Genomic DNA, 24558 nt, shown 5'->3' with positions numbered 1-24558 from the left:
GTGCGGCAGCCGGTCGGCCCGCAGGATCGTAACGACGGAGCCGAGCGGCGGCACGGGCCCTCGCCTGCCGGGAGGACGCGGACGTGGACGCAGTCGACGGGTGTGCCGGGGCCGGGCACGGTCCCGGCCGGCGACGCGTCCTGTCCGCGGCCGTCGCCGGGGCCGTCACGGCGGCGGCCGGCTGCGAGGCCGGCACGCCGTCTCCCCCGCGGCGCCGCGCCCGGCCCGTGCGCCCCGACGACTGGCGCATCGCCGACGAGGGGCCGCCGGACGCCGTCGAGGGCTACACCGACAAGGCCAGCGTCCTTCCCGGCGAGCGGTTCGGGCTGTACGTGTCCACGACCGCGGACGCCTTCCACGTCACCGCCCTGCGGGTGGGCTGGTACGGCGGCAGGCAGGCCGGGCGGGTGTGGACCTCGCAGCGGGTGGCCGGCCGCCGGCAGCCCCGCGGCCGGCTGGACCTGCCCACCAGGACCGTACGGGCCGGCTGGGAGCGCAGCCTCGACGTCGCCACCGACGGCTGGCCGGAAGGCGCCTACCTGCTGGTGCTCACGGCCGGCAGCGGCCACCAGCGGTACGTCCCGCTGGTGGTCCGCTCGGCCACCGCCGCGGGCCGGACGCTGATCATGCACGCCCCCACGACCTGGCAGGCGTACAACGACTGGGGCGGCTACAGCCTCTACACCGGCCGGGACGGCACCTACGGGCACCGGTCGTACGCGGTGTCCTTCGACCGGCCGTACGCGGCGAGCGGCGCCGAGAAGTTCCTGGTCTACGAGCGGCCCCTGGTGGTGCTCGCCGAGCGTCTCGGCCTGCCGCTGGCGTACACGACGGGCACCGACGTCCACCGGGACCCCGGGGTGCTGCGCGGCGCGACCACGGCCGTCTCGCTCGGGCACGACGAATACTGGACGCCTGAGCAGCGCGGGCACGTCACGGCCGCGCGTGACGCGGGCACCAACCTGGTCTTCCTGGGCGCGAACTCCTGCTACCGGCGGGTCCGTCTGGAGGCCGACGCCCGCACCGTGGTCTGCTACAAGACCGACTACCACCTCGACCCGTACCTGGCGGGGCACCCCTCGCGGCCCACCACCGACTTCCGCGCCCGGCCGGCCGCCGACCCCGAGTCCTCGCTGACCGGGGTCCTCTACGAGGGCTATCCGGCCGACGCCCCCTACGTGGTGGAGAACGCCGACCACTGGATCTTCGCGGGGACCGGCGCCGCGCAGGGCGACCGCTTCGACCACCTGGTCGGCGTCGAGTACGACCGGGTCGACCCCGGCTTCCCGACCCCGGCGCCGGTCGAGATCCTCGCCCACTCACCACTGGTCTGCCAGGGCCGCGACAGCCACTCCGACTCGGCCTACTACACGGTGCCCGGCGGCGCGGGAGTCTTCGCCACCGGGACGATGCGCTGGGTGGAGGGGCTCGTCGCGGGCACCGGCCTGGACGGGCGCGACCACGGGATGGACGAGCGGACCCGGCTGTTCGTCACCAGGGCCACGGAGAACGTGCTCACCGGCTTCGCGGCGGGCCCGGCGGGGACGACCCGGCCCGCGCCACGGGACAACGTGCGGCGGCTGTACGGGAGCTGACCGACCCCGGCGCCGGAGTGGGCCGGCTACCTCGGCAGTTGGAGGCGGGCGGCGATCGGAAGGTGGTCGCTGCCGGTCCTCGGCAGGGTCCAGGAGGACCGGGGCTCCACGCCCTTGACCATGATCTGGTCGATCCGCGCCATCGGTGTGCCGGCCGGCCAGCTGAAGCCCATGCCGTTGCCCGCGGCCCCCTGGGTGGAGCGCATCTGCGAGGTGACCGACGCCAACGCCCGGTCGTTCATGGTGCCGTTGAGGTCGCCGAGCAGCACGACGCTGTGCAGCGGCTCCGCCGCGATGGCCTCGCCGAGCGCGCCGGCGGCGCTGTCCCGCTGCCCTGCGGTGAACCCGGCGTGGAATTTCACCCGCACGGACGGCAGATGGGCCACGTAGACGGCGACCTTCCCGTCCGGCATGCTCACCGCGGCCCGCATCGCCCGCGTCCAGCCCATCTTGATGTCCACCGGCCGCACCCCGCTGATCGGGTACTTGCTCCACAGCCCGACCGTGCCCTGCACCGAGTGGTAGGGGTAGGCGGCCTTGAGATCCTGCGCGTAGCGGGGCGCCTGGTTCTCTGCCAGCTCCTCCAGCGCCACGATGTCGGCCCCGGCCGCGACCAGGTCCCGCGCGGTGCCGTCGGGGTCCGCGTTCTCGGCGTTGACGTTGTGCGTCACCACCATCAGGTCGCCGCCGGACCCGGTCTTGTCGATGAGGAGCCCGCCGAAGAGGTTCAGCCACACCAGGGAGGGCAGCAGCAGCGCGATCAGGGCGGTCGCCGACCGCCGCAGCACCGCCAGCACGAGCAGCACCGGCAGCGCCACGCCGAGCCAGGGCAGGAACGTCTCCAGCAGGCTGCCCAGGTTGCCGATCCGGTTGGGGATCGTGGAGTGGAAGAACAGCAGGGCGGTGAGCAGCACGCTCACCGCGGCCAGCACGATGCCCCGCCGCCACATCCCGGCGGGGCGCCACCAGCGCAGGAACCGTTCCACCACCCGTTCCCGCCGGCCGGCCTCGGCCGGCTCCGGCGTGCCGTCGCCGCCCGCGGCCGCCTCCGTGCTGCTCTGCGCCTGGGTCATGAGGATCCTCGCTGCCTTGCCGGGTGCTCCGCCGACCCTATGGGATCGGTATGTGAACCGACGGCCCCCGCCCCCGTGCGGGTTCCCTCCGCACGCCCGAATCACCCTGCTTGTGACGAAACCCGTACGTGCGGCGCTCCGCGCAGACGGGCGCGCTGCTATTCGGCGGGGTCGGGGGCGATGCCGTCGAGGATGAGGTCGACCACCCGCTCGGCGAGGCCCTCGTCCAGCGGGGCGTCCTGGTGGAAGGCGGTGCGGACGAGCATCGGGCCGGTGACGAAGTCGACCAGCAGCTCCAGGTCGGAGCCCAGCTCGGGCCGGACCGCCCCGAGTTCGATGCCCCGCTCCAGCAGCCGCCTGAGCGCGGCACGCCTGGTGGCGATGACCGTCTCGTGGTAGCGCCGCCACAACTCCGGGTTGTTCTGCGCCTGCGTCAGCATGTTGCGCAGCATCGCGGAGTCCCGTTTGGCCAGGCCGCGCCGGCGTATCGTCTCGACCGCGACGACCAGATCGTCGCGGAAGGACGTGCCGGGCAGTTCCGGCATCGCGGGGTTGTCGACGGCGACCATCGCGTCCAGCAGCAGCGCGTCCTTGCCGGCCCACCGCCGGTAGACCGTCGCCTTGCCGACGCCGGCCTCGCGGGCGATGCCCTCCATCGTCAGGTCGCCGAAGGGCGTCCCCTCGGCGATGAGCCGCAGAACCGTCTCGATGACCTTGTGGCCGACGGCCGCGTCGCGCGGGCGCCCGCGCGGCACGGCGGTCGTATCCGGTCCGCTCATTGCTCGGCACCGGCCATCGTCAGCTCCGCCTCACCGCCGGGCTCGGCGGCCGCGGGCCTGTCCCTGCCGGGCAGGAAGACCAGCACCACCAGCGCGCCGACCAGCGCGACACCGCCGGAGGCGGCGGCGGTGACGTGCATGGCGTGGATGAAGGCGTGGTGGGCAGGCTCGACCAGGTTCTGCCCCTTGGGGCCGAGCTTCGCGGCGACGCCGAGGGTGGCCTCGACGGACTCCCCCGCGGAGTGCCGGGCGGGCGCGGGCAGCCCGCCGAGGTGGCTGTCGATGCCGTTGCGGTAGACCGTGGACATCAGCGAGCCGAGCACGGCGACGCCGATCGCCCCGCCGACCTGGCGGAAGACGTTGTTTATGGCGGAGCCCGAGCCGGCCTTCTCACGCGGCAGCGACGACATGATCATCACGGTGGCGGGCGGCATGACGTGCGCCATGGACGTGCCCATCAGGAAGAACAGCACTTCGAGCACCCAGATCGGGGTGTCCGCGCCGAGCAGCAGGAAGCCCAGGAAGGACACGCCGGTCATCGTCATACCGGCCGCGCAGACCGCCCGCGCGCCGAACCGGTCGACCAGCAGCCGCGCCCTGGGCGCGAAGACCATCTGCGCGGCGGCCAGCGGGAGCAGTAGCAGGCCGGACTGCAGGGCGCTGTAGCCGCGGACGGACTGGGTGTAGAAGACGATGAAGAAGGTCACGCCCATCAGCGCGAAGAAGACCAGGCCGATGGCGGCGACGGAGGCGGAGAACTGCCGCTTCTTGAAGTACGTCACGTCCAGCGCCGGGTGGTCGCTGCGCTTCTCGTACCAGACGAAGCCGGCCAGGACCAGCACACCGCCGAGCACGGTCACCCACACCTCGGGCTTGGTGAAGTCGCCGGCCTGGCCGCCCTTGATGATGCCGTAGATCAGCAGCACCAGGCCGGCCATCGACACCAGCACGCCGACCGGGTCGAGCTTGCCGGGCCTGGGGTCCTTCGAGTCGGGGACGAGGACGAACATCGCGATCAGTCCGGCGACCACGATCGGCACGTTGACCAGGAAGACCGAGCCCCACCAGAAGTGCTGGAGCAGCAGGCCGCCGGTGATCGGCCCGATCGCGATGGCCAGGCCCACGACACCGGCCCAGATGCCGATCGCCTTCGGCTGCTCCTCGCGCTGGAAGACGTTCATGATGATGGCCAGCGTCGCGGGCATGATGAAGGCGCCGCCGAAGCCCATCAGGCCGCGGTAGGCGATCAGTTCGCCGGCGGACCCGGCCGACGCCGACAGCGCGGAGCCGACGCCGAAGACCAGCATGCCGAACAGCAGCACCTTCTTGCGGCCGAGCCGGTCGCCCAGCAGCCCCGCGGTGAACAGCAGGCCGGCGAAGACCAGGGTGTAGGAGTTGATCGCCCATTCCAGCTGGCTCTGCGTCGCGCCGAGCCCGGTCGGCTTCGGCTGCGCGATCGTCTTCATCGCCACGTTGAGGATGGAGTTGTCCAGCACCACGACCAGCAGGCTGAACAGCAGCACGGTGAGGATCGCCCAGCGCCGGCGGTGTATCGCCTCAGGGACGGTGAACGTCGGATTGTCGGCCATGCTGTCAGCGTAGGACGGATTTACGATACGGAGGTGTCTCGTATCGTAAAGTCCGGGTAAAACCGGCGGGGAGGGCCAGGTCGGGGGCCTATCACTGCCGGAAGCCGATCAGGAACAGAGAAGCGCGGCCCGCCCCGCACCCGTAGCGTGTCACCAGGGCCGATCCCGGGGAGGCGGCCCGTGCGACCGAGGGAGACACCATGGGCAAGCCCGCCAGGACGGACCACCAGCCGCAGGCGCCCGGCAGCGCCGACAGCCACGATCTGATCCGGGTGCACGGCGCACGGGTGAACAACCTCAAGGACGTGAGCGTCGAGATCCCCAAGCGCCGGCTGACGGTCTTCACCGGCGTCTCCGGCTCCGGCAAGAGCTCCCTGGTCTTCGGCACGGTCGCCGCCGAGTCGCAGCGGCTCATCAACGAGACCTACAGCGCCTTCGTCCAGGGCTTCATGCCGACGCTCTCACGGCCCGACGTCGACGTGCTCGACGGGCTGACCACCGCGATCGTGGTGGACCAGCAGCGGATGGGCGCCGACCCGCGCTCCACGGTCGGCACCGCCACCGACGCCAACGCCCTGCTGCGCATCCTCTTCAGCCGGCTCGGGAAGCCGCACATCGGCCCGCCGAGCGCCTACGCCTTCAACGTGCCCTCGGTCCACGCGGCCGGCGCGATCACCGTCGAGCGCGGCGCCAGGAAGGCGGTCAAGGCCACCTTCGACCGCACCGGCGGCATGTGCCCGCGCTGCGAGGGCCGCGGCACCGTCTCCGACATCGACCTGACCCAGCTCTACGACGACGCCAAATCGCTGGACGAGGGCGCGATCACCATCCCCGGCTACGGCTCGGACAGCTGGAACATGCGGCTCTACAAGGAGTCCGGCCTGGTCGACCCGGCCAAGCCGATCCGCGGGTTCACCAAGAAGGAACTGCACGCCTTCCTGCACCACGAGCCCACCCGGATGAAGATCGCCGGCATCAACATGACGTACGAGGGGCTGATCCCCCGGATCCAGAAGTCGATGCTGTCCAAGGACAAGGACGCGATGCAGCCGCACATCCGGGCCTTCGTGGAGCGGGCGGTCGCCTTCGACACCTGTCCCGAGTGCGACGGCACCCGGCTCAGCGAGGGCGCCAGGGCCTCCAAGATCGGCAAGATCAGCATCGCCGACGCCTGCGCGATGCAGATCAGCGACCTCGCGGACTGGGTCCGCGGCCTGCGCGAGCCCTCGGTGGCACCGCTGCTGGCCTCCCTGCGCGACAGCCTGGACTCCTTCGTCGAGATCGGCCTCGGCTACCTCTCGCTCGACCGTCCGGCCGGCACCCTGTCGGGCGGCGAGGCGCAGCGCGTCAAGATGGTCCGCCACCTCGGCTCGCCGCTCACCGACGTCACCTACGTCTTCGACGAACCGACCATCGGCCTGCACCCGCACGACATCCAGCGCATGAACGAGCTGCTGCTGCAACTGCGGGACAAGGGCAACACGGTGCTGGTCGTGGAGCACAAGCCGGAGACCATCGTCATCGCCGACCACGTGGTCGACCTCGGCCCCGGCGCCGGCACCGACGGCGGCACCGTCTGCTTCGAGGGCACCATCGAGGGCCTGCGCTCCTCCGGCACCGTCACCGGCCGCCACCTGGACGACCGGGCCGCGCTGAAAAAGGCGGTACGGGAGCCGGCCGGGGCGCTGGAGATCCGCGGCGCCACGACGCACAACCTGCGCGACGTCGACGTCGACATCCCGCTCGGGGTGCTCACCGTCATCACCGGCGTGGCCGGCTCCGGCAAGAGCTCGCTCGTGCACGGCTCCATCCCCGCCGACGCCGGTGTCGTCTCGATCGACCAGGCCCCGATCCGCGGCTCGCGCCGCAGCAACCCGGCGACGTACACCGGCCTGCTCGACCCGATCCGCAAGGCCTTCGCGAAGGCCAACGGCGTCAAGCCGGCGCTCTTCAGCGCCAATTCGGAAGGCGCCTGCCCGACCTGCAACGGCGTCGGCGTCGTCTACACCGACCTGGCCATGATGGCCGGCGTCACGAGCGTCTGCGAGGAGTGCGAGGGCCGGCGCTTCCAGGCCTCCGTGCTCGAATACCGCTTCGGCGGGCGGGACATCAGCGAGGTGCTGGCCATGTCGGTGGCCGAGGCGGAGGACTTCTTCGGCTCGGGCGACGCCCACACGCCGGCGGCCCACACGATCCTCACCCGCCTCGCCGACGTGGGCCTGGGCTACCTCAGCCTCGGCCAGCCCCTCACCACGCTCTCCGGCGGCGAGCGCCAACGCCTCAAGCTGGCCACGCACATGGCCGAGAAGGCCGGCGTCTACGTCCTGGACGAACCGACCACCGGCCTCCACCTCGCCGACGTCGAACAGCTCCTGGCCCTGCTCGACCGCCTCGTCGACTCCGGCAAGTCCGTCATCGTCGTGGAACACCACCAGGCCGTCATGGCCCACGCCGACTGGATCATCGACCTCGGCCCGGGCGCCGGCCACGACGGCGGCCACATCGTCTTCGAGGGCACCCCCGCCGACCTGGTGACCACCTGCTCCACCCTCACCGGCCGACACCTCGCCGCCTACGTCAGCGAGACGTAGGCGCGCCCTACGCCGAGGAGCCCGGGGCCGCGGGCGCACGGCTCGCGGCCAGCGCGTCGTACCCCACGAAGGTGAACATGCGGGCGTCGCCCGCGAGCGCCCGCGGCTCCGCGGTGCGGTGGTGGACGCCGACCCCGTACCCGGCGTCCGGCTCGGAGAGGAAGCGGCGGTCGAAGCCGCTCGCTTCGAGCCGGTCGCAGATCCGCGGCACCAGGTCCGGCGCCTTGCGGTGCCTGGTCCACACGAGCGTGCCGCCCCGCCGGCACAGCGCGGCGCAGTGGTCCACCGTGGCGAGGACGTCGTCGTCCGTGATGTTGCCGAACACCCCGCACATCAGCACCAGGTCGGCCGGCGCGGCCCCTCCATAGAGGCGGGTCAGCGCGGCGTCGCCCTCGACGACCCCGACGCGGTCCAGCTTGGCTGCGGCGGCCGCCCGCCGGGCCACGGCGACGTTGCGCGGGTCCAGCTCGACCAGCCGCGCGGTCACGTCGGCCGCCCGCGGGTGCCCGGCCAGCACCTCGATCAGGTCGCGGCCCTGCCCGGCGCAGACGCTGATGACCCCGATCGGCCCCGCCGGATACGCGTCGAGCGCCGCGCGGACGTGCTGCTGGACGACGAGCAGCCGCCGGCCGAGGGAGGAGTTCGGGGTGTCGTAGAGGTCGTGCCAGGTGTGCCAGTCCATGCGCGCACCCTAGGGAGCGGGCCGCGCCCCGCGCACCCGGTTTGCGTTCGGGGATCGTGCCGTACCGCACAGCGCACCTCCCCTTTGCGGTCTCCGCGAGGCGTGTCAGCATGGAGGGGATCCGGGGACGCCGTCAGGGCGCCTCGAGATGACATGAGGGAGCTGTCACCATGACGCAACTTCCGGCTGCCCAGACGACGCCCGCGGGCGGCGACAATCCCAAGGCGCTCTACGGCGGGGCGGGGACGCGGCGGGTCACCGTGCGCGACCTGGCGCTCGCCAAGGAGCGGGGGGAGCGGTGGCCCATGCTCACCGCGTACGACGCGATGACCGCGTCGGTCTTCGACGAGGCCGGGATCCCGGTGCTGCTGGTCGGGGACTCGATGGGGAACTGTCACCTCGGCTTCGACAGCACCGTGCCGGTCACGATGGACCACATGACGATGCTGGCCGCGGCCGTCGTCAGGGGGACGAGCCGGGCACTGATCGTCGGGGACCTGACCTTCGGGTCGTATCAGGAGGGGCCCGTGCAGGCGCTGCGGAGCGCCACCCGGCTGGTCAAGGAGGCCGGGGTCGGGGCGGTGAAGCTGGAGGGCGGCGAGCGGTCGCTGCCGCAGACCGAGACGATCGTGCAGGCCGGCATCCCGGTGATGGCGCACCTCGGCCTGACCCCGCAGTCGGTGAACACCCTCGGTCACCGGGTGCAGGGCCGCGGCGAGGAGGCGGCGCAGCAGCTGATCAGGGACGCGAAGGCGGCGCAGAATGCCGGTGCCTTCGCGGTGGTGCTCGAACTGGTCCCGGCCGAGGTCGCCGCCGAGGTCACCCGTTCGCTGCACATCCCGGTGATCGGCATCGGGGCCGGCCCCGACACCGACGCGCAGGTGCTGGTGTGGACCGACATGGTCGGGCTGACCGGCGGGAAGGTGCCGCGCTTCACCAAGCAGTACATGAACCTGCGGCAGGCCCTCGGCGACGCCGCCAGGGCGTATGCCGAGGAGGTCGTCGGCGGGGCCTTCCCGGCCGAGGAGCACACCTTCCACTAGGTGCCGGGGCGCGGGCGGCGGGTGTCCCGACACTTCCGGGTTTTTCCGAAGTGCCGCCGGTTCATTTGAGACATCCCGCCGCCGCGTCCGTATGGGTGGGTGAGCTCCACCAGAGCTCCGCCTGGGGGTACCCCACCCAGGGGCGGCGGCCACCGGCGCATACGGGAAGTCGGCATGACCTTCACCACACGTGGCGGCGCCCTCACCGGCGAACTCGACCGGGCGCCCCGGGTAGGGCAGGATGCGCCCGTGGACGGACCACCGCTCGGACCCTCGGAGCCCGCAGGCTCGGCCCCGGAGGAGGAGCTGATGCGGGCGCTGTACCGCGAGCACGCGGGCGCGCTGTACGCCTACGTGCTCCGGCTCGTGGCGGGCGACCGCTTCCTGGCCGAGGACGTCGTGCAGGAGACGCTGCTGCGGGCGTGGAAGAGCGCCTCCCGGCTCGACCCGGCCGCCAGGTCGCTGCGGCCGTGGCTGGTCACGGTGGCCCGGCGGATCGTGATCGACTCCCATCGCAGCCGGCAGGCCCGCCCGCCGGAGACGTCGCCGGCGGCGCTCGAGCAGCTGCCGGCGGACGACGAGATGGAGCGCTCGCTGCGGCTGATGACGATCTCGGACGCGCTGCAGGACCTGTCGGAGGCGCACCGGGAGGCGCTGGTCGCCACGTACTTCGGCGGCCGTACGGTAAACGAGGCCGCCGAGGAGCTGGGGCTGCCGCCCGGGACCGTACGCTCCCGGGTGTTCTACGCGCTGCGCGCCCTGCGGAACGCGCTGGAGGAGAGAGGTGTGACCACCTCATGAACCCGCACATGGACGTGGGCGCCTACCTGCTCGGCGCGCTGGACGACGAGGAGATGGCGCGCTTCGAGGCGCACCTGCTGGACTGCGAGCTGTGCGGGCACGAGCTCGACGAGCTCAGCGGGGTCCTGCCGGTGCTCGACGAGCTGCGCGACGACGGGCTGGCCTTCGCCCGGATGCCCAGCGGTGACGCGGTGCTCGACCGGCTGCTCGCGGAGGTCGCGGGCGAGCGCCGGGCGCACCGGCGGCGGCGCCTGGTCTCGATCGCGGCGGCCGCGGTCCTCGTCGTCGGCGGCCCGGCGGTCGCCGTGCTGGCCGCCCAGGACCGCGGCGGCTCCCCCGCGGCGGTCCAGACCTTCGGCTCCGACCAGCACACCGCCTCCGACCCCGCGACGGGCGTGTCCGCGGTCGTCGGCGTCACCGACAAGGGGTGGGGCAGCGTGGTCGACCTGCGTCTCACCGGCGTCGAGGGGCCCCTGACCTGCAGCCTCATCGCGTACGGGGCGGACGGCAAGCAGCAGACGGTGGCCACCTGGTCCGTCCCGTCCGGCGGCTACGGCACGGACGCCAGGCCGGCGCCCCTCACCGTGCACGGTGCCGCGGGGCTGCACGCCTCGGCGATCACGCACTTCGACGTCCGCACCGACACCGGCGCCCTGCTCGTCACCGTACCGACGTAGGCCCGACGCGGCGGGCCCTCCCGCCGACATGGCGCGTCGGCGGGATGTCGGTGCCGTGTCAGGGCGACCCGCCACTGTGGTGGGCATGACGACGCGACTGAGCAAAGAAGGCGCCGCCGTCGAGGTACGGGGGCTGGTCAAGCACTACGGCCGGACCAAGGCACTCGACGGGGTGGACCTCGACGTACGGCAGGGGACGGTGCTCGGTGTCCTCGGGCCCAACGGAGCCGGGAAGACCACGCTGGTCCGGGTGCTGTCCACGCTGGTCAAGCCCGACGCGGGCTCGGCCCGGGTGGCGGGCTACGACGTCCTGCGCCAGCCCCGGCAGCTGCGCCGGGTGATCGGGCTCACCGGGCAGTACGCCTCGGTGGACGAGAAGCTGTCCGGCCGGGAGAACCTCTACATGATCGGGCGGCTGCTCGACCTGCCGAGCAGGCAGGCCAAGGCCCGGGCGGACGAGCTGCTGGAGCGGTTCTCGCTGACCGAGGCGGCCAAGCGGCCCGCGATGCAGTATTCGGGCGGCATGCGCCGCCGGCTCGACCTGGCGGCGAGCATGATCGGGAACCCGTCGGTGCTGTACCTGGACGAGCCGACGACCGGCCTGGACCCGCGGACCCGCAACGAGGTGTGGGAAGAGGTCCAGCGGATGGTGGCGGAGGGCGCCACCGTGCTGCTCACCACGCAATACATGGAGGAGGCCGAGCAGCTCGCCAGCGAGCTGACGGTGATCGACCGCGGCCGGGTGGTCGCCAGCGGCAGGGTCGCGGAGCTGAAGGCGAAGGTCGGCGGCCGGACGCTGCAGATCGTCCCCTCGCAGCCCGACCAGCTCGGCGCGATGGCGGACGCGATCGACGCGGCGGGCATCGACGGCGTCGCCGGAGTGCGCACCGACCGCGCCGCGGGCGCGGTCAACGTGCCGATCGTCGACGACGGCCAGCTGACCGCGGTGGTGGGCCTGCTGGCCACCCGCGGCTTCGGCATCGCCCACATCGGCACCCATCTGCCCAGCCTGGACGAGGTGTTCCTGGCGATCACCGGCAGGAAGGCCACGACGGACGCCCCGGCGGACGCGGCCCCGCTCACGAAGGACACCCCCGCGAGGGACACCCGGGCCAACGGCGCTTCCGCCGAGGACGCTCCCGGCAAAGACGCTCCCGCCGACGACGCTCCCGCCGACGACAAGGAAGAGGTGACGGTATGACCACGGCCACGGCCACACTGGACCGGCCGGCCAAGGCCGCCGCTGCCGCCGAGGGCCGGATCGGCCTGCGGGCCAACCTGCGCCACATCGGCGCCCTCGCCCGGCGCAACATGCTGCAGATCAAGCAGGACCCGGAGTCGATGTTCGACGTCCTGCTGATGCCGGTGATCTTCACCCTGCTGTTCGTCTACGTCTTCGGCGGCGCGGTGGCCGGCAAGGGCAACCAGCAGGAGTACGTGAACTACGTGGTGCCCGGCCTGATGGCCATGATGGGCATGAACATCGCGATGGCGGTCGGCACCGGCATCAACGACGACTTCAAGAAGGGGGTCATGGACCGGTTCCGCACGATGCCCATCGCGCGCTCCTCGGTCCTGATCGCCAAGATCGTCGTCGAGCTGGGCCGCATGATGATCGCCACCCTGATCCTGCTGGGCGTGGGCTTCGCGCTCGGCCTGACGGTCCACACCGACGTGCTGCACCTGCTCGGGGCCGTCGCCCTGTCCGCGGTCTTCGGCGCCTCGCTGATGTGGATCTTCATCCTGCTCGGCCTGACCATGAAGACGCCGCAGGCGGTACAGGGGGTCGCCATGCTCGTGCTGATGCCGTTGCAGTTCGGCAGCTCGATCTTCGCCAAGCCCACCACGATGCCGGGCTGGCTGGAGGGCTTCACCAGGGTCAACCCGCTGTCCAACCTGGCGGACGCGGCCCGCGCCATGATCAACGGCGGTGCCGTCGCGCACTCGGTGTGGATCACGCTGGCCTGGTCGGTGGGCATCACCGCGGTGACCGCGCCGCTTGCGGTGGCGCGCTTCCGCAAGAAGACCTGACGGACCGGGCCTTGCGGCTCAGTCGATGTCGCGCATCAGGGCGACGGCCTCCCGCAGATCGGGGCCGTCGCCCTCGGCATATCCGGCGGCGTATCCGTCCTCGCCGAGCAGCGCGGTCAACCGCGCCCTGGCGTCGTCCAGTTCGCGCTGCACGCCGGGCGGGACCGCCGACGGGCGGAGCCGGTCGTGGACGTTCATGACGGCCGCGGCGCGGCGGGCCCGGCGCTCGGTGGCGCCGTCGGGACCGCCCCGCTCGGCGAGCAGCGTCAGCAGCTCGATCGCGCCGGGCGCGAGCAGCATGCCCAGACGCGGCGTGATCACCTCGGCGAGCGGGTGCTCGGCCAGGGTCGCCAGGCCCTCGTGCAGCAGGGCCAGTCCCCCCTCCGGGTCGCCGAGCCTGCCGATCAGGGAACCCTTCATGCCCTTCAGCATGCCCATCACGAAGGCGGGCTGCCCGCTGGCGGCGACACCCCGCGCCATCGTCTCCTCGATCAGTTCCAGCGCCTCCGCGGGCCGCCCGGTGCTGCCGAGCGCGCCGGCGAGCATCATCCTGCCGAAGAAGCCTGCGCCGTCCTGGTCGGTGCCGGTGCGGGTGGCGTCGTCCACGCCCTCCCGGAGCTTGCGCATGCCCTCCTCGACCTGGCCGGCGTTGACCATGGCATCGCCGAGCCGCACGGTGAGGACCGGCACGTGCTGCGGGGAGCCGATCTTGCGGGCCAGCTCGATCCCCTCGACGCAGCACCGGGCGGCGTGCTCCCAGTCGCCCGCGTTGCCCGCGGCCTCGGCCTCCGCCGACAGCGTCTCGGCCATGCCCCACTCGTCACCGAGCCGCTGGAAGATCCGGCGGCTCTCGCCTATGTCGAGGACCGAGTCCGCTATGCGCTCGGCCACGTCGTTGTTGATCTTCGCCCGCAGTTGCAGCACGTACGCCAGCTCCCAGTCCCTGCCGTAGCGGCGGCAGGCGGCCACCGTGTCCTCCACGAGCGCCTGCAGCCGGCCGAAGTCGCCGGTGAAGAAGGCGCCGTAGGCGCGCAGGATGCCGGGGAAGCGGGCCGACTGGGGCAGCTCGGGCGGGTAGTTGGCGATGAGCGAGCGGCCGATGCCGACCATGCTCGGTTTCGTCCACCACTCCGCCTCCTCGTCGTTGGCCGCCATGTCGATGACCCGCACCCAGAGGCGGGCCTCGTGCAGCTGCTCCCGGCTCAGCGGCGGCGGGTCCTCCAGCGGCCCGCGCTCGACCGGCCGGGTCGTCGGCGGCTCGGCGAAGGGGTCGGGGCCCATCCCCGCGACCCGCTTGGGCCAGTAGCGGCGCTCCGAGACGTAGTTGCGCACCTCCCAGAACCAGTTGCAGCCCAGCACCAGCAGCAGCGCGTCCTCCTCCGCGCCGGCGTCCACCGCCCGGCGCAGCGCGGCCCGCAGGTTCTCGTGCTCGACCTCCAGCCGCTCGAACCAGGCCAGTTGGCCGGCCCGGCGCAGCAAGGGGTCCGCCCTGCGGGCGAATTCGCGGAAGTACGTCAGGTGCCGCTGTTCGACCGCGGACCGCTCGCCGGACTCGTCGAGCCGCTCCGCGGAGTATTCGGAGATCGTCTCCAGCATGCGGTAGCGCTCGCTGTCCGCGGTCAGTTCGGCGAGGACCAGGGACTTGTCGACTAGGGAGGCGAGCAGCGGGGCGACGTCGGCCGGGCCGAGCGCGGCCCCGTCGGCCGGTGCGGCCGGTGCGGCGCTCTCGGCGGGTGGGGTGGCCGCCTCGGGCAGGTCGGTGCAGATCGCCTCGACGGCCTCCAGCGTCCAGCCGCCGCGGAAGACCGCCAGGCGGCGCAGCAGGGCGCGTTCGGCCGGGTCGAGCAGGTCCCAGGACCAGTCCACCACGGCCCGCAGGGTCTGCTGCCGCGGCAGCAGCGTACGGCTGCCGCCGGTCAGCAGCCGGAAGCGGTCGTCGAGCCGGTCGGCCAGCCCGCGCGGCGACATGCTGCGCAGCCGGGCCGCGGCCAGCTCGATGGCCAGTGGCAGCCCGTCGAGGCGGTGGCACAACTCGGCGCAGGCCACCGGGTCGTCGTCCACCGAGAAGCCGGGCCGGGCGGCCGCGCCCCGGTCGGCCAGCAGCCGCAGCGCGGTCGGTTCCGGCAGCGGGTCCAGCGGGCGTATCAACTCCCCCGGCACGCCCAGCGGTTCACGGCTGGTGGCCAGCACCGCCAGGCCCGGGCACTCGGCGAGGAGCTGGGCGGCCAGCATGGCGGCCGCGTCGATCACATGCTCGCAGTTGTCCAGCACCAGCAGCATCTCGCGGGTCGCGAGGTGGTCGGTCAGGCGCCGCAGTGGGTCCTTGACCTTGGTCTCCACGGCCATCGCCGTCTCCGCGGCGCCACCGTGCAGCTGGGTGTCGCGCAGCCCGAGCGAGCTGATCACGGCCTCGGGGAGGGTGCGCGGGTCGCTGACCGGGGCCAGTTCCGCGTACCAGACGCCGTCCGGCCAGCGACCGGCGACCAGGTCGCCGGCCTCCTGGGACAGGCGGGTCTTGCCGGTGCCGCCCGGGCCGGTGATCGTCACCAGCCGGGCACGGGACAGGTCCGCGCCCACCGCGGCGATCTCGGCCTCCCGGCCGACGAAACTCGTCAGCCGGATACGGGCGTTGCCGCCGGGCCCGCCATGACGGCTCCCCGGCCGCCCCACCGGCTCGGCCGGCTGCGGCGGCTCCTGCCGGGGGTTGAGCAACTCGGCGTGCAGGGAGCGCAGTTCCGGGCTCGGGTCGGCGCCCAGCTGGTCGGCCAGCGACCGGCGCACCACGTCGTACGCCGCCAGCGCGTCGGCTGTGCGGCCCGCCGCGCGCAACGCCCGGATGTGCAGCGCGTGCAGCGGCTCGTCCAGCGGGTGGTCGGCGGCCAGCCCCGCCAGTTCGGGCAGCACGTGGGCGGCCCGGCCCAGCTCCAGCTCGGCGGCCAGCCGCAGCCGCCGGGTGTCCAGGCGCAGCGCTTCGCTGCGTACGGCGGCGGTGCCGCGGTCCGGCAGGTCGGCCAGCGCCGGGCCGCGCCACAGCGCGAGCGCGTCCGCCAGCAGCGTGGCGGCCTTGACCGGGTCCCCGTCGTCCAGCGCACGGGCGCCCTCGGCGGCGAGCCGCTCGAAACGGTAGAGGTCGACGTCGTCGTGCGCGGCGGCCAGCCGGTAGCCGCCCTCCACCGAGCCGACCGCGTCATGGCCGACGGCCTTCCGCAGCCGCCCGACCAGTGCCTGCAACGCCCCCGTCCCGCCGGCCGGCGGCTCCCCGTCCCACACCTCGCCGATCAGCACGTCCGCGGTCACCACCCGGCCGGGCCGCAGCGCGAGCGCCGTCAGCAGCGCACGGAGCCGCCCGCCCGCGAGGGCGACCGGCTCCCCGTCGTCCCGCAGGGCCCCGGTGGTGCCGAGAATCGTGTATCGCACGGCCCCATTCTTACGCCAGTCGCCTCCGGCGCGGCGACCGTCCCTGCTGGCCGCACCCGGTATTCCCCGGCGCCCCGGGGGCGACCCCTCGCGGTGGCGGGGACGTGGGATGATCGGGCGCCCGGGGGCGATGTGCGCCGCCGGGGTCGGTTGCCGTCGGAAGCTGGAGCACTCGCATGAGCGTCACGCCGATTCGTCAGGCCCGCGGCGGCGGGGAGCGGGCCGTCAGCCCCGTCTTCCTCGGCATCGCGGCGGTCATGGCCGTGTCCGGGTGGGCGGTGTGGAGCGGCTTCGCCTCGGACGCCGGCTTCGCGGTGTTCCTGTTCGTCGTGTCCGGCTGGATCGTCTCCCTGTGCCTGCACGAGTACGCGCACGCCCGTACCGCGCTGCACAGCGGCGACATCACCATCGGCGGCAAGGGCTACCTCACCCTCAACCCGCTGAAATACGCCAACGCCGCGCTGTCCATCGCGCTGCCGGTGATCTTCGTGATCATGGGCGGTATCGGCCTGCCCGGCGGTGCGGTCTTCATCGAGCGGGGCCGTATCAGGGGCCGGTGGCGGCACAGCCTGATCTCGGCCGCGGGCCCGCTGATGAACGTGCTGTTCGCCGCCGTGCTGATGCTGCCCTTCACGATGGGCCTCATCGACAGCTGGCCGCGCACCTTCCTCTTCGCCCTCGCCTTCCTGGCCTTCCTCCAGGTCAGCGCGGCCCTGCTGAACCTGCTGCCGATCCCGGGCCTGGACGGCTACGGCATCTGGGAGCCGTGGCTGCCGTACAACTTCCGCCGCCAGGTGGAGCCCTTCGCGCCCTTCGGGCTGATCGCGACCTTCGGCGTGCTCTACATCCCGGCGGTCAACGACAAGTTCTTCGAGGGCGTCTACCACGTCATGGGCTGGTTCAAGGTGCCGGACATCGCCGTGGAGTACGGCTACTGGCTCTTCCGCTTCTGGAAGCACTGACGGGTCCGCGTCCGGAAGCGCTCCCTCGCCGGCCCTCGTCCCGCCGGGGGCGGGCTCACGCGGTCGCGCGGGCCTTCCTGCGCAGATACCACCACATGTTGCTGGACACGCCCGCGAGCAGCACCCACACCACGCCCAGCCAGTTGCCGTTCACGAAGGACACGACGGCGGCGGCGACGGCGAGGACGCACACGAGGAGTGCGTAGAGGGCGAGGCGGGGCATGCGGGACGGCTCCTGTCCTGACACGTGCGTACGGGCTGTGTGCGCCCATTGTCCCCCATGGTCCGCAGCCGGGAGGCGGGCGGCCCGGGGAGCCGGTTGACTGGTGGGCGACAGCGCCGCCGGGCGCGGAAGGGACGTCTCGTGGACACCACCATGCACGCGGTACGCGGCCACCGCCGCGGCGGACCCGAGGTACTGGCCTACGAGACCGCGCCGCGCCCGGTGCCGGGCGAAGGCGAGGTCCTGGTCCAGGTGCGGGCCGCCTCGATCACCGCGGGCGAGCTGGCCTGGGACGCCACCTGGACCGACAGCCTGGCACCCGGCGGCAAGCCGCGGCTGCCGGCGACCCCGGCGAAGGAGCTGGCGGGGGTCGTCGTCGAGGGCCCGGGCACGGGCGACGAGGTCTTCGGGCTGATCCCCTTCACCCGGGACGGCGCGGCCGCGGAATTCACCGCGGTGCCGGCCGAGGTGCTCGCGCCGAAGCCGGCCGGCCTCGGCTTCGAGGAGTCAGCCGCCCTCACCCTCGCCGGGCTGACCGCCTGGCAGGGCCTGGTACGGCACGGCGGGCCGGCCGAGGGCCGGCGGGTGCTCGTGCACGGCGCGGCGGGCGGCGTCGGCTCGCTCGCCGTCCAGATCGCGGCCGCCCTCGGCGCGGAGGTGATCGGCACGGCGGGCGCCGACCACCTGGACTTCGTCCGCGGCCTGGGCGCCGCCCGGGCCCTGGACTACCGGGCGGAACCCTTCGAGGACCAGGTCAGGGACGTCGACCTGGTCTTCGACACCGCGGGCGGCGACGTGCAGCAGCGCTCGTGGCAGGTGCTGCGGGACAGCGGCGTGCTGGTCAGCATCGTCTCGCCGCCCGAGCCGCCCGAGCCGCCCGAGCCGCCCGCGGGCGAGGGCCCGCGCGGGACCTTCTTCGTCGTGGAGCCGGACCGGGCCGGCCTCGTCGAACTGACCCGCCTGGTCGACGCGGGCCGGCTCACGGTCCCCGTCGACCAGGTGATCCCCCTGTCGGGGACGTCCGCCGCCTACGCCGCCCTGGAGCAGCGCAGCCGCCGCGGCAAGATCGTCCTGAGCGTCTCCTGAGCTGCCCGGCCGGGCGCCGGGCCGGGGTCGTGGGGCTCAGACGTCCGTGAGGCGGAGGCCCGCGTGGGCCTTGTAGCGGCGGTTGACCGAGATCAGGTTGGCCACCAGGGACTCGACCTGGTGGGCGTTGCGCAGGCGGCCGGCGAAGACGCCGCGCATGCCGGGGATGCGGGCGGCGAGGGCCTGGACGATGTCGGTGTCGGCGCGGGACTCGCCGAGCACCATCACGTCGGTGTCGATCTCCTCGATCAGCGGGTTCTGCAGCAGCACCGCCGACAGGTGGTGGAAGGCGGCGGTGACCCGGGAGTCGGGGAGCAGCGCGGCGGCCTGCTGGGCGGCGCTGCCCTCGTCGGGCGTGAGGGCGTACGCGCCCTGCTTGTCGAAGCCGAGCGGGTTGACGCAGTCCACCACGAGCTTGCCGGCCAGCTCCGCGCGGAGCGACTCCAGGGTCTTGGCGTGGCCGTCCCACGGCACCGCGACGATCACCACGTCGCTGCGCCGGGCGCACTCCGCGTTGTCGGCGCCCTCGACGCCGAGGCCCAGTTCGGCGGCGGCGGTCTGCGCGCGCTCGGCGTTGCGCGAGCCGATGACGACCTGCTGGCCGGCCCTGGCCAGCCGGTAGGCCAGGCCGCGGCCCTGGTCGCCGGTACCGCCGAGCACCCCGACCACCAGCCCCGACACGTCGGGCAGCTCCCAGGGGTCCTTCGCCGGCGCCTTGGCCGGCGCCTTGGCCTCCGCGGCGGGGGCTTCGTCGGTCGCCGCGGTCCTGCTGTCGTCAGCGTGAGTCATGCCGCGATCCTGCCAGGTCCGCCCGCCCTCGGCGCCGGGCGCCCCCCACGGGTGTCCCGTATCACCCACCAGGCGGGGCCCACCACCCTCCGGCGACCCGGCCCGCACCGTGCGCGCCCAGCACCTGAGGGGTGCGGCCTTGCCCAGAGGGCGACCACCAGGGGCGCGTGGGGGTATCCCCCAGGCGAAGCTCTGGGGGAGAACTGCGCGCCCGGCCCACCACCGGTCGGTGGGCCGGGCGCGACGGGGACAGCCCCGTTCGGACGGTGGCGACGTGCGCGACGGGTGGTCACACGGTGGGCACCCCGACGGCCGCCGAGGCCGTCGCGTCGTGACCGCCCCGCGCAGGTCGCAGCTCCATCGTGCAGCACTTGACGCTGCCGCCGGCCTTGTGGAATTCGGACATGTCGACGCCGATCGGCACGTAGCCGCGCTCGCGCAGCGGGTCGTGCAGGGCCGCCGCTTCCCGGGGGAGCAGGACGTTGCGGCCGTCGCTCACCGCGTTGAGTCCGAAGACGGCCGCGTCCTCGGCGGTGGCGAGCAGGGCCGTCGGGAAGAGCCGGGCGAGGACCGCACGGGAGCCGGGGGAGAAAGCGCCGGGGTAGTACATGACGTCGTCCGCGGTGTCGTCCAGGACGGCGAGAGCGGTGTCCAGGTGGTAGTAGCGCGGGTCGGTCAGCTCCAGGCTGATCACCGGGCGGCCGAAGAACTCCTGCGCCTCGTCGTGCGCGAGCGGGCTGCTGCGGAAGCCCTGCCCGGCCAGCAGCCAGCTGCCGGTGACGGCGAAGTCACCCTCGGCCTCGTTGACGTGCTCGGGCTCGCGTACGTCGGCGAAGCGCTCGGCGCGGGACCGGAACCACGCCAGGTGGGCCGGGGCCTCAGCGGCCCGTTCGGGGTTGGCGAACCGCGCGCCGAGCACCCGCCCTTCCACGACGGTGGCGCCGTTCGCCGCGAAGACCATGTCGGGCAGGCCCGCGACCGGGTCGAGGATCTCCACGGTGTGGCCGAGCGCGCGGTAGCGGTCGCGCAGGTCCTCCCACTGGAAGAGCGCGAGCGCGGGGTCCACCGGTTTGTCGGGGTCCATCCAGGGGTTGATGGAGTACGCCACGCGGAAGTGCGCCGGGGGGCACATCAGATACCGGCGGGGGGTCGCAGTGCGCAATGAGGGCTCCTCGTGGTGGTGAGTGGGCCTGGGGTGCACAGTGGCGTCCCCCGCCGGACGATCGGCCCGGCCGGGGACGTACTACGAGGATTGTGCGCCCGATCACCCCTCTGGGAGCCCGACTTCGTACGGAAGGGCGGTCGCGCCGCAGAAGCTCCGGCCTCGGGGCCGCCCGGCGGCCGTCGATCGTGCCGCGACCGCCCGGGTCAGGCGGTGCGCGGGAAGGCCTCGCCCAGCGCGGTGAAGACCGCGCTGTTCAGCGCGAAAGCGGCCCGGCACTCGTCGACGACCCGCTGCCGCTCCAGCTCGTCGAGCGGCATGGCGTCGAGCAGCCGGCGGTAGCCGCGCTTGAAGGCGGCGGGGTTGTCGATGCCCTCGAAGACGTAGAAGCGCACCCCGTCGCCCTTGTGGGGCAGGCCCCAGGTCTTCTCCGCGATGTCGCGGATGATCTGGCCGCCGGACAGGTCACCCAGATAGCGGGTGTAGTGGTGGGCGACGTAGCCGGCCGGCCAGTCGGCCGCGGTCTCGGTGATCCGGGCGGCGTAGCGGGCGGTGGCGGGCAGCGGCGAGGCCCGCTGCCGCCACTCCTCACCGAGCAGCCGGTCCAGGTCGCTCTCCAGCGCGGCCAGTCTGCGCAGCTCGGGGGGCCGGACGAAGGGTCCGGCCACCGGGTCGTCGGCGAGCCCCGCCGCGCCTTCCTCCAGCGCCCGGTAGACGAACCACAGCTGCTCCGTGTAGCGCGCGTAGGCGGCGACGCCGAGCCGGCCGCCCAGCAGATCGGCCATGAAGGCGGAATTCTCCGCCTCGGTGTGCTGCTGCCGGCTCGCGGCGCGGATGACGGTGGAGAAGGGCTGCGCGGACATGGGTCCTCCGGTTCCTGGCGGCGAACCTGCTGGTCCGCCGGGCTGTTCGTGGCGATTCGGTACGTCTGAGCGAGTGCCTTGCCGACATTCTGTCGGGAAATCCCGCCGGAGGAACACTTCCACCCCCGGCGGGTGTTCATTCCCGGCAAGAGGGAGGATGTCCTCCATCAGCCGCGTACCGTGTGCACTGCGGGACGGGGGCGAGGGAAGGAGCTAGATGGCAGGCAAGAGCAGGTTGTCCGAGTGGGTGCGCCGCCGGACGGAAGGCGCTTCCGGCGCCCCCCGGGCAGCGGAGCCGGACCTGCGCCGAGACCCCCTGGTCAGAGCAGCCGCCACCGCCGGATTCCCGGTCGCGCCCGCCGCGCACCCCGCCAACTTCGGCTGTTCCTGCGAGCGCATCGGCTGTCCGATCCCGGCCGTCCACCCGGTCTCACTGGCCTGGCAGACCCAGGCGAGCACCGACATGGACAAGATCGACCACTGGCTGCGCACCGACCCGCTGGCCAACTTCGTCACCGCCACCGGCATCGCGCACGACGTCCTCGACGTCCCGGCGGAGGCCGGCAGGCTCGCCATCGAACGGCTGATCGCCGACGGCGCCACCCTGGGCCCGGTCGCCGCCCGCGCCGACCGGCTGCTGTTCTTCACCGAGACCCGCGGCAATCCCGCCGACGAGGACGAGTGGTGGCCCTGCGAGCTGGACAGCCACCCGGAGACCGCCGAGGAGCACCCCGGCATCCGCTGGCACTCCCGCGGCAGCTACGTGCTGCTGCCGCCGTCCCGGCTGCCGTCCGGCCATACCGTCGAATGGCTGCCGCAGCACGACCTCGACCTGCCGCTGCCCGACCCGCTGCCGGTGCTGGACGTCCTGTCCGACGCCTGCGCCCAGTTCTCCTACGAGCCGGAGCGCGAACCGGCCACCTGGCTGCGCTGACCGCTGACCGGCCACCTGGCGGCGCTGACCGCTGCCGGCGGGCGCTACTCGCCCTTCGCGGTGACCAGGCCGACGACCCGGCTGAGGAAGACGACCTCGCCGCTGCCGGCGGCCGGCGGGACGGTGACCGCCTCGTCCGCCAGCCGCGACAGCGTGACCGAGGTGTGCGGGGTGCCGGTCATCAGGGCCTCGGTGTCGACGTCGATCGCCAGGCGGTAGCCGAACCTGAAGGTGACCCGCGACTGGTGGCGCGAGGCGAAGAAGACCAGCGCCCCGCCGTCGGACGTACGCAGCGCGACCGGCGTGAAGTCACCGCCCGCGGCGGGCTGGTCGGCGTACCGGGTGACCGAATTGGGGTCCCTGGCGCGGGCGTTGCGGTCCGCGCGCAACTGCGAGGTGTCGGGGCCGTCCGCGAAGACGTCGCTGCCGCCGCTGCCGAGGTACGTAGCGTAGTCCGCGCTCACCTGGCCCGGCTGCACCAGCAGGTCCGTACCGGCCAGGTCCAGCGCGACCGCGTAACCGTCCTTGTCCCGGGCGAATGCGGGCACGTCCACGGTGGCGATCGACGCGACGTACGACGCCTTCCACGGCTGCCCGGCGGCGGACCGCCGGAAGACCAGCAGCCAACGGGTCGCGGCACCGCGGTTGGTGGCGGTGTCGGCGACGAAATACTTCGGCCAGCCGACCTGCCGGGGTATGGCGAAGCGCGAGTCGGAGAAGACCAGCGGCCGGTAACCCGGGTTGCCCTGCGGGTGGTTGGCGTGTTTCGCGCGCAGGCCCGCCTCGTCGGTCGTCCCGAGCGCGCCCGACTCGACCGCGGTGACGCCCTCGGCGTCGTAGGTCCTGCCGACCCGGTTGTCGACCGCGGCGAAATTCGCCAGCACCCGCACGGCTTCGGCCTTGCCCACTGAGGGGATGTCCGCCCGCTCGCCGTGCACCGTCATGCACCCGGCCGACTGCAGCGCCAGCGCGACGGCGGCGGCCCCGAGGCACACCCTGCGGCGGTTCATGGCGCGTCGGCTCCTCAGCAACTCATCCGCACAGTCGCCGCCACCTTATCCGCCGCGGGCCGCCGCTCACGGCAGGGTCAGGATCTCCGCACCGTCCGCCGTGACGACCAGCGTGTGCTCGAACTGGGCCGTCCGCTTGCGGTCCTTGGTGACCACGGTCCAGCCGTCGTCCCACACGTCGTACTCGTGCGTGCCCAGCGTCAGCATCGGCTCGATGGTGAAGGTCATGCCGGGCCGCATCACGGTGGTCGCCCGCGGGTCGTCGTAGTGCGGGATGATCAGCCCGGAGTGGAAGGACGTGTTGATGCCGTGCCCGGTGAAGTCCCGCACCACGCCGTAGCCGAAGCGTTTGGCGTACGACTCGATGACCCGCCCGATCACGTTGATCTGCCGCCCGGGCCGCACCGCCTTGATCGCCCGCGTCAGCGACTCGCGGGTGCGCTCCACCAGCAGCCGCGACTCCTCGTCGACGTCGCCGACGAGGTAGGTAGCGTTGCAGTCGCCGTGCACCCCGTGGATGTACGCGGTCACGTCGAGGTTGACGATGTCGCCGTCGCGCAGCACCGTCGAGTCGGGGATGCCGTGGCAGATGACCTCGTTGAGCGAGGTGCACAGCGACTTCGGGAAGCCCCGGTAGCCCAGATCGGAGGGGTAGGCGCCGTGCCCGATCATGTACTCGTGCGCGATCCGGTCCAGCTCGTCGGTGGTCACCCCGGGTGCGACGGCCTTCGCCGCCTCCTCCATGGCCCGCGCCGCGATCCGCGACGCGACCCGCATCCGCTCCACGGTCTCCTCGTCCTGGACCTCCGGCCCCGTATAGGGCGTGGGCCCCGGCTTCCCCACGTATTCGGGGCGCGGAATCGAGGCGGGCACCTGCCGCGGGGGCGACAGCTTGCCGGGGACGAGCAGCGACTGACCAGACATGCCGACGAGTGTATCGGCGCGCGAAAATGGGACTGCGTCACCCGGCAACGGACAGGAGAAGGACATGGCAGTCTTCCGAGTGAAGAAGCCGGCAGGCAAGCCGGGCGAGTGGTTCTACTGCATCGAGCACAAGCGGGCCGAGGAGGGCCCCGACTGCCCGTCCAAGAACCGCTTCGGCCCCTACCCGACGAAGGCGGCGGCCGAGCACGCGATGGAGACGGCCGCGGAGCGGAATCTTGAGTGGGACACCGATCCCCGGTGGAACGACCGCTCCTGACCACCCGGCTCAGCCGCTTGCGGTGGCCCGCTGCGTTCTGCGCCGTCGTG

Annotated in this window: 22 protein-coding genes; 11 read left to right on the top strand and 11 right to left on the bottom strand. The window is 73.0% G+C overall.

The features are described from left to right. Positions 1–83: 83 nt before the first annotated feature. Complete coding sequence (locus BUE44_RS06045) at positions 84–1595, top strand: N,N-dimethylformamidase beta subunit family domain-containing protein (protein ID WP_235001918.1); 1512 nt, start codon at positions 84–86, stop codon at positions 1593–1595. Positions 1596–1621: 26 nt separating this feature from the next. Here the strand turns inward: BUE44_RS06045 and BUE44_RS06040 are convergent, their stop codons facing one another. The 3 genes from BUE44_RS06040 to BUE44_RS06030 all read right to left on the bottom strand — a co-directional run bounded on the left by BUE44_RS06040 (position 1622) and on the right by BUE44_RS06030 (position 5036). Then, a complete protein-coding gene (locus BUE44_RS06040) occupies positions 1622–2545 on the bottom strand; it encodes an endonuclease/exonuclease/phosphatase family protein (RefSeq protein ID WP_073494627.1) in 924 nt (307 codons plus the stop codon). Positions 2546–2826: 281 nt separating this feature from the next. After that, positions 2827–3447: a TetR/AcrR family transcriptional regulator gene (locus BUE44_RS06035; protein WP_073494452.1), complete on the bottom strand. Its 621-nt coding sequence runs from the start codon at positions 3445–3447 to the stop codon at positions 2827–2829. Then, the gene (locus BUE44_RS06030; protein WP_073494450.1) at positions 3444–5036 is read right to left on the bottom strand and encodes an MFS transporter; all 1593 of its coding nucleotides are present in this window, start codon (positions 5034–5036) and stop codon (positions 3444–3446) included. The genes BUE44_RS06035 and BUE44_RS06030 overlap by 4 nt, the downstream gene beginning before the upstream one ends. A 200-nt stretch (positions 5037–5236) precedes the next feature. Between BUE44_RS06030 and BUE44_RS06025 the strand changes: the two genes are divergently transcribed. Continuing rightward, positions 5237–7627 (top strand): ATP-binding cassette domain-containing protein, encoded by a 2391-nt coding sequence (locus BUE44_RS06025; protein WP_073494448.1) that lies wholly within the window; start codon positions 5237–5239, stop codon positions 7625–7627. A 7-nt stretch (positions 7628–7634) separates the two neighbouring features. Here the strand turns inward: BUE44_RS06025 and BUE44_RS06020 are convergent, their stop codons facing one another. Further along, positions 7635–8309 carry a methyltransferase domain-containing protein gene (locus tag BUE44_RS06020; RefSeq protein WP_073494446.1) on the bottom strand — a complete coding sequence of 225 codons (675 nt, stop codon included), beginning with the start codon at positions 8307–8309 and terminating at the stop codon, positions 7635–7637. A 170-nt stretch (positions 8310–8479) separates the two neighbouring features. On the opposite strand from BUE44_RS06020, the gene panB reads away from it, so the two are divergent. The 5 genes from panB (at position 8480) to BUE44_RS05995 (ending at position 12861) form a co-directional block, all read left to right on the top strand. Further along, a complete protein-coding gene (gene panB / locus BUE44_RS06015; protein WP_073494444.1) occupies positions 8480–9352 on the top strand; it encodes a 3-methyl-2-oxobutanoate hydroxymethyltransferase in 873 nt (290 codons plus the stop codon). 309 nt (positions 9353–9661) lie between these two features. Then, a complete protein-coding gene (locus BUE44_RS06010) occupies positions 9662–10153 on the top strand; it encodes a sigma-70 family RNA polymerase sigma factor (protein WP_235001929.1) in 492 nt (163 codons plus the stop codon). Continuing rightward, on the top strand, positions 10150–10830 hold the full coding sequence (locus BUE44_RS06005; protein WP_073494441.1) for an anti-sigma factor family protein: 681 nt from the start codon (positions 10150–10152) through the stop codon (positions 10828–10830). Before BUE44_RS06010 ends, BUE44_RS06005 begins: the two co-directional genes overlap by 4 nt. Positions 10831–10858: 28 nt before the next feature. Beyond that, the gene (locus BUE44_RS06000) at positions 10859–12031 is read left to right on the top strand and encodes an ATP-binding cassette domain-containing protein (protein WP_407640003.1); all 1173 of its coding nucleotides are present in this window, start codon (positions 10859–10861) and stop codon (positions 12029–12031) included. Next, positions 12028–12861, top strand: a complete 834-nt coding sequence (locus BUE44_RS05995; RefSeq protein ID WP_073494439.1) for an ABC transporter permease — start codon at positions 12028–12030, stop codon at positions 12859–12861. The genes BUE44_RS06000 and BUE44_RS05995 overlap by 4 nt, the downstream gene beginning before the upstream one ends. 18 nt (positions 12862–12879) lie before the next feature. Here the strand turns inward: BUE44_RS05995 and BUE44_RS05990 are convergent, their stop codons facing one another. After that, positions 12880–16278: a BTAD domain-containing putative transcriptional regulator gene (locus tag BUE44_RS05990; RefSeq protein ID WP_073494437.1), complete on the bottom strand. Its 3399-nt coding sequence runs from the start codon at positions 16276–16278 to the stop codon at positions 12880–12882. Positions 16279–16454: 176 nt separating this feature from the next. Here BUE44_RS05990 and BUE44_RS05985 point away from each other — a divergent pair, with 176 nt between their 5' ends. Next, positions 16455–17240 (top strand): site-2 protease family protein, encoded by a 786-nt coding sequence (locus BUE44_RS05985; RefSeq protein WP_073494435.1) that lies wholly within the window; start codon positions 16455–16457, stop codon positions 17238–17240. A 55-nt stretch (positions 17241–17295) separates the two neighbouring features. On the opposite strand, the gene BUE44_RS37775 is transcribed toward BUE44_RS05985, so the two are convergent. Beyond that, complete coding sequence (locus BUE44_RS37775; protein WP_200804337.1) at positions 17296–17463, bottom strand: hypothetical protein; 168 nt, start codon at positions 17461–17463, stop codon at positions 17296–17298. Positions 17464–17604: 141 nt separating this feature from the next. Between BUE44_RS37775 and BUE44_RS05980 the strand changes: the two genes are divergently transcribed. Next, entirely contained in the window at positions 17605–18549 is a 945-nt protein-coding gene (locus tag BUE44_RS05980; protein ID WP_200804336.1) for an NADP-dependent oxidoreductase, read from the top strand. A 36-nt stretch (positions 18550–18585) separates the two neighbouring features. Here the strand turns inward: BUE44_RS05980 and npdG are convergent, their stop codons facing one another. The 3 genes from npdG to BUE44_RS05965 all read right to left on the bottom strand — a co-directional run bounded on the left by npdG (position 18586) and on the right by BUE44_RS05965 (position 21363). After that, on the bottom strand, positions 18586–19338 hold the full coding sequence (gene npdG / locus BUE44_RS05975) for an NADPH-dependent F420 reductase (protein WP_073494433.1): 753 nt from the start codon (positions 19336–19338) through the stop codon (positions 18586–18588). A 289-nt stretch (positions 19339–19627) separates the two neighbouring features. Beyond that, a complete protein-coding gene (gene ddaH / locus BUE44_RS05970) occupies positions 19628–20539 on the bottom strand; it encodes a dimethylargininase (protein ID WP_407640002.1) in 912 nt (303 codons plus the stop codon). 167 nt (positions 20540–20706) lie between these two features. Further along, positions 20707–21363: a biliverdin-producing heme oxygenase gene (locus BUE44_RS05965; protein WP_073494429.1), complete on the bottom strand. Its 657-nt coding sequence runs from the start codon at positions 21361–21363 to the stop codon at positions 20707–20709. Between the two features lie 217 nt (positions 21364–21580). On the opposite strand from BUE44_RS05965, the gene BUE44_RS05960 reads away from it, so the two are divergent. Next, positions 21581–22297, top strand: coding sequence for a bifunctional DNA primase/polymerase (locus BUE44_RS05960; protein WP_073494427.1), 717 nt, complete (start codon positions 21581–21583; stop codon positions 22295–22297). Positions 22298–22341: 44 nt separating this feature from the next. Here the strand turns inward: BUE44_RS05960 and BUE44_RS05955 are convergent, their stop codons facing one another. Further along, positions 22342–23307, bottom strand: coding sequence for a hypothetical protein (locus tag BUE44_RS05955; RefSeq protein ID WP_073494425.1), 966 nt, complete (start codon positions 23305–23307; stop codon positions 22342–22344). 66 nt (positions 23308–23373) lie between these two features. Further along, positions 23374–24231 carry a type I methionyl aminopeptidase gene (gene map / locus BUE44_RS05950; protein ID WP_073494423.1) on the bottom strand — a complete coding sequence of 286 codons (858 nt, stop codon included), beginning with the start codon at positions 24229–24231 and terminating at the stop codon, positions 23374–23376. 64 nt (positions 24232–24295) lie between these two features. Between map and BUE44_RS05945 the strand changes: the two genes are divergently transcribed. After that, positions 24296–24508, top strand: coding sequence for a hypothetical protein (locus tag BUE44_RS05945; RefSeq protein ID WP_073494421.1), 213 nt, complete (start codon positions 24296–24298; stop codon positions 24506–24508). The last annotated feature ends 50 nt before the right edge of the window (positions 24509–24558 follow it).

The organism is Actinacidiphila paucisporea, assembly GCF_900142575.1.
GTDB classification, from domain to species: Bacteria; Actinomycetota; Actinomycetes; order Streptomycetales; family Streptomycetaceae; genus Actinacidiphila; species Actinacidiphila paucisporea.
This window is presented reverse-complemented; position numbering and strand designations above follow the sequence as displayed.

Bases quoted from the DNA above. Each gene is read 5' to 3' on its own strand.
- BUE44_RS06010 (WP_235001929.1), top strand. From the start codon at position 9,662: ATGCGGGCGCTGTACCGCGAGCACGCGGGCGCGCTGTACGCCTACGTG.
- BUE44_RS06000 (WP_407640003.1), top strand. From the start codon at position 10,859: ATGGCGCGTCGGCGGGATGTCGGTGCCGTGTCAGGGCGACCCGCCACT.
- BUE44_RS05985 (WP_073494435.1), top strand. From the start codon at position 16,455: ATGAGCGTCACGCCGATTCGTCAGGCCCGCGGCGGCGGGGAGCGGGCC.
- BUE44_RS05945 (WP_073494421.1), top strand. From the start codon at position 24,296: ATGGCAGTCTTCCGAGTGAAGAAGCCGGCAGGCAAGCCGGGCGAGTGG.
- BUE44_RS06035 (WP_073494452.1), bottom strand. From the start codon at position 3,447: ATGAGCGGACCGGATACGACCGCCGTGCCGCGCGGGCGCCCGCGCGAC.
- map (WP_073494423.1), bottom strand. From the start codon at position 24,231: ATGTCTGGTCAGTCGCTGCTCGTCCCCGGCAAGCTGTCGCCCCCGCGG.
- BUE44_RS06030 (WP_073494450.1), bottom strand. From the start codon at position 5,036: ATGGCCGACAATCCGACGTTCACCGTCCCTGAGGCGATACACCGCCGG.
- BUE44_RS05965 (WP_073494429.1), bottom strand. From the start codon at position 21,363: ATGTCCGCGCAGCCCTTCTCCACCGTCATCCGCGCCGCGAGCCGGCAG.
- BUE44_RS06025 (WP_073494448.1), top strand. From the start codon at position 5,237: ATGGGCAAGCCCGCCAGGACGGACCACCAGCCGCAGGCGCCCGGCAGC.
- BUE44_RS05955 (WP_073494425.1), bottom strand. From the start codon at position 23,307: ATGAACCGCCGCAGGGTGTGCCTCGGGGCCGCCGCCGTCGCGCTGGCG.
- npdG (WP_073494433.1), bottom strand. From the start codon at position 19,338: ATGACTCACGCTGACGACAGCAGGACCGCGGCGACCGACGAAGCCCCC.
- BUE44_RS06005 (WP_073494441.1), top strand. From the start codon at position 10,150: ATGAACCCGCACATGGACGTGGGCGCCTACCTGCTCGGCGCGCTGGAC.
- BUE44_RS05995 (WP_073494439.1), top strand. From the start codon at position 12,028: ATGACCACGGCCACGGCCACACTGGACCGGCCGGCCAAGGCCGCCGCT.
- BUE44_RS06040 (WP_073494627.1), bottom strand. From the start codon at position 2,545: ATGTGGCGGCGGGGCATCGTGCTGGCCGCGGTGAGCGTGCTGCTCACC.
- BUE44_RS37775 (WP_200804337.1), bottom strand. From the start codon at position 17,463: ATGCCCCGCCTCGCCCTCTACGCACTCCTCGTGTGCGTCCTCGCCGTC.
- panB (WP_073494444.1), top strand. From the start codon at position 8,480: ATGACGCAACTTCCGGCTGCCCAGACGACGCCCGCGGGCGGCGACAAT.
- BUE44_RS05960 (WP_073494427.1), top strand. From the start codon at position 21,581: ATGGCAGGCAAGAGCAGGTTGTCCGAGTGGGTGCGCCGCCGGACGGAA.
- BUE44_RS06020 (WP_073494446.1), bottom strand. From the start codon at position 8,309: ATGGACTGGCACACCTGGCACGACCTCTACGACACCCCGAACTCCTCC.